Here is a 3,498-nt window from a genome sequence, read left to right as displayed (position 1 = left end):
CCTCCCTGGACGGCACACCGGGCACCTCCGGCTCGAGCGGCCAGGTGCCGGTCAGGCCGGCGTAGATCAGGCCGACCAGGGCGGTCGCGTCGTCGCGCGAGGCCTCGTCGGAGGGCACGTCGTCGAGGCCCTCGAGCGCGCCTGCGACCGCGATCCCGCTGACCCGGATCCGGCCCTCCTTGGTCACGAGCACCGCGTGCGGGGTCAGCCGCAGGTGGTGCAGTCCGCGCTGCCGGGCGACCTCGAGCGCCGAGGCGGTCTCGCCGACGATGCGGCGCACCTCCTCGGTCGGGAGCGCCCGCTCGCGGACCAGCTCGGCCAGGGAGGTGGCGTCGCGCAGGCTCTCCTCGACGATGTAGGAGACTCCGGCCTGCTCGCCGACGTCGAGGATCCGCACCAGTCGCGAGTCCTCGATGCCGGCGGCTCGCCGGGCACCGTCCAGCGCGGCGGCGGAGTGCTCCCCCGAGCTGGGGAAAACCGTGACGGCGACCTCACGCTCGAGCGTGCGGTCGCGCGCCGCCCAGTGCTCGAGGTCGTCGCGTCCGGCCAGACGCGTGGTGAGGGAGTAGCGGTCCGCGAGAACCGTGTCCGGGCTGATGCCTTGCACCACTGCTCCTGTTCCTGTGCTGGTCCCGCGGGCACGCGAGCGTACGACTGCTGCTGCGCGGCCAATACTAAGGGCTGGGTGCCTGTGCGCCCTGCCACGGCGGCGTGGGCAGGCTCGCTGCTGTGCGGTCAGCGCAAGGTCAGGGCAAGGTCAGCGCAGGCTGCGGAGCTTGCGGGTGATCGAGCCGAGCAGCTCGTCGACCTCGGTCACCCGCAACCGCTTGGCGACCACGATGTAGATGACCAGCAGCACGCCACCGCCGAGGACCAGGGTCAGCAGGGAGCCGATCCGTCCGGTCAGCACCTGCGCGAGACCCAGGTGCACGAGGTATGCCGCGCCGGCACCGAGCAGCCCGGCGATCCCCAGGCGCACGTAGGTGCGCACCACGACGAACAGCGAGAGCCCCTCGAGGCGGCGCCGGATCCAGACCACGGCGACCACGCAGGCGGCCAGCTGACCCACGGCCTGCGACAGGCCGGCGCCGACCGCCACCCGGTCCGGCGGCAGCAGCAGCGACAGCAGGGTCCCGCACACCGAGACGGCGGTGATCACGATCTGCAACCGGAACGGGGTCTTGGCGTCCTCGAACGCGTAGAACGCGCGCCAGGTGAGGGTCAGCACGGCATACGGGACGAGCCCGCAGACCATCGCCATCATCACGTAGGCGAGTGCTCGGGTGTCGCTGGCCGCGTTGCTGAAGAACAGGGTGGAGGCGATGGCGGGGCCGAGCAGCAGCATGCCGAGGCTGACCGGAATCATCGCGACCCCGATCAGTCGCAGCCCGTGCCGCAGGTCGGAGCGCAGCGCCGGCAGGTTGCGGGCGTGCGCCGCGCGGGACATCCGGGGGAACAGGGCGGTGACGAGGGACAGCGTGATCAGCGAGTGCGGCAGCACGAACAGCAGCGACGCCTGCTCGTAGGCGAACCGGCCGGCGGTGCCCTTCGCGCCGGAGGTGGACGCGTGGTTGACCACGACCGAGGTGACCCAGATGCCCACCTGGGAGACCGCGATGATCCCGAAGGTCCACATCGCCACCCGGGAGGCGGTGCGCAGTCCGACGCCCCGGAAGCCCCAGCGCGGCCGCCAGCGGAAGCCGGTGCGCCACACCGGATAGAGCAGGACGAGCGCCTGCAGGACGATGCCCAGGGTGGCGCTGCCGCCGAGCAGCCAGATCATGCTCGGCGTCCAGTCGGCCGGCGCCGCCTCGTGCGGGAAGAGCGCCAGGAACGCCGCCAGCCCGACGATGCCGACCACGTTGGCGAGCGCCGGGGCCCACATGAAGGCGGCGAACTTGTCACGCGAGTTGAGGATCTGGCCGAGCAGCGTGTAGAGGCCGTAGAACAGGATCTGCGGCATGCAGATGATGGCGAACGCGAAGGCGAGCTGCAGCTGGTCGCCGTGGAAGCTCGGCGCGTAGAACCGCACGAGCAGGGTCGATCCGGCGGTGAAGACCACCGTCACGACGACCAGCCCGATCGCGGCCAGGGTGAGCAGCCGGTCGGAGTAGTCGCGACCCCCGTCGCGCTGGGTCATCGCCTTGGTCAGCTGCGGGACGAGGACGGCGTTGAGCATGCCGCCGGCCAGCAGCAGGTAGATGATGTTGGGCAGCGTGTTGGCGTTGGTCCAGGCGTCGGCGCTCGCGCCGGTCAGCCCGATCGCCGCCGCCTGCATCAGCACCCGGATCAGGCCGAGCAGCCGGGAGACCAGCGTTCCGGCCGCCATGCCGGCGCTCGAGCGCGCGATGCTCGACGGCGCGTTGGTCTGGCTCATGGGTCGGGGATCTCCTGTATGTGCTCGGCCGCGCTGGGGTCGGTCGGTCGCTGGCCCCCTCGTCGCAGGGCGCGGTAGAGACCGATCACGAGGATGAGCCCGGCCACGATACCGAGGACCCAGTAGATCCAGGTGCTGGTGGGCTGCACCCGCACGGTGACGGAGGTCCCCGACCCGAGCGTGGTGCCGTTGGGGGCGGACAGGTAGGCGTCCACCGGGACCAGTCCCGCGGAGATCGCATTGACCTTGACCTTGACCGTGGTCCGGCTGTGCGGGCCGATCCGCAGCGGCGTCGGCTGCGCGATGATGCGCAGCCGCGGGTTGCGCGGCGCGAGGGTGAGGTGGACGTTGCGCACGCTGACGTCGAGGTCGTTGACCACGGTCAGCTGCAGGGACCCCTCGTCGGCGAAGAAGTTGAAGGTGCTCGAGACGACACTCACGCCCTTCGTGATGGCTTGGTTGGCGTCCACGACCCGCACCTCGAGGGTGCGCCACGCTCCCGGACGGGTGCGCCACCGGCTGGACAGCAGCTGGTCGGTGGCGGCCGACCAGATCGACTGGTAGCCGTCGCCCGGGTCGAGCACGCCGCTCACGCCGGCCGTCGTGGCCCGCAGCTCGGTGAGGGCCAGGAGCCGCTTGGTCGTGAGCGGTGAGGCGTGCGCCGAGGGGTATGCCGTGAGGGAGCCGGGCGCGGAGGGCGCCGACTTTCCGGTCAGGGTGCGGTCCTTCACCTTCGGGGCCTTCTCGGCCTGGCGCAGCAGAGTGTCGGTCGAGGTGGCCCGCAGCCACGGGGCCCGGTCCACCCCGGCGAACAGCTGGCGCAGCACGGTCGGGTCGCCCTCGAAGGTTCGGGGTGGCACGACCAGCAGCGATCGGCTGTTCGCCGGCCGCTCCTGGTAGACGGCGAGCGTCTCGGCGAGGAAGCGCTGCACCGCGGCACCTCCGGCGGCCGGGTCGTCCATCGCGCTGAAGATCGCGCTCAGCCGGTCGTCGTAGGCAAGCAGCGGCAGGCCCTGGGCCGACTTGCGGGGGGCCGAGCCGGTGTAGCCCGACGAGCCGTCCAGCGCCCGCGCGGAGATCACCGCGGCAGCGAGGCCACCGTGGCCCCGCCACGCGCCCCG

General features: G+C 71.9%; 3 protein-coding genes. All 3 read right to left on the bottom strand.

Going from position 1 to position 3,498, the window contains the following annotated elements; genetic code table 11:
• Nucleotides 1-607, bottom strand: a 607-nt coding sequence (locus FRW57_RS19065) for a protein kinase family protein (protein WP_476748660.1), incomplete at its 3' end; no start/stop codon positions are given.
• Between the two features lie 150 nt (nucleotides 608-757).
• The gene (gene murJ / locus FRW57_RS19060; RefSeq protein WP_137119520.1) at nucleotides 758-2,377 is read right to left on the bottom strand and encodes a murein biosynthesis integral membrane protein MurJ; all 1,620 of its coding nucleotides are present in this window, start codon (nucleotides 2,375-2,377) and stop codon (nucleotides 758-760) included.
• The coding region (locus tag FRW57_RS23505) for a DUF6049 family protein (RefSeq protein WP_238999490.1) at nucleotides 2,374-3,498 on the bottom strand (1,125 nt) is incomplete at its 5' end. The genes FRW57_RS23505 and murJ, both read right to left, overlap by 4 nt.

Source organism: Segeticoccus rhizosphaerae (assembly GCF_009192725.1).
Lineage (GTDB): Bacteria > Actinomycetota > Actinomycetes > Actinomycetales > Dermatophilaceae > Segeticoccus > Segeticoccus rhizosphaerae.
Note: the sequence above shows the minus strand (reverse complement) of the source record. Positions and strands in the feature narration are given on the sequence as shown.

Bases quoted from the DNA above. Each gene is read 5' to 3' on its own strand.
- murJ (WP_137119520.1), bottom strand. From the start codon at position 2,377: ATGAGCCAGACCAACGCGCCGTCGAGCATCGCGCGCTCGAGCGCCGGC.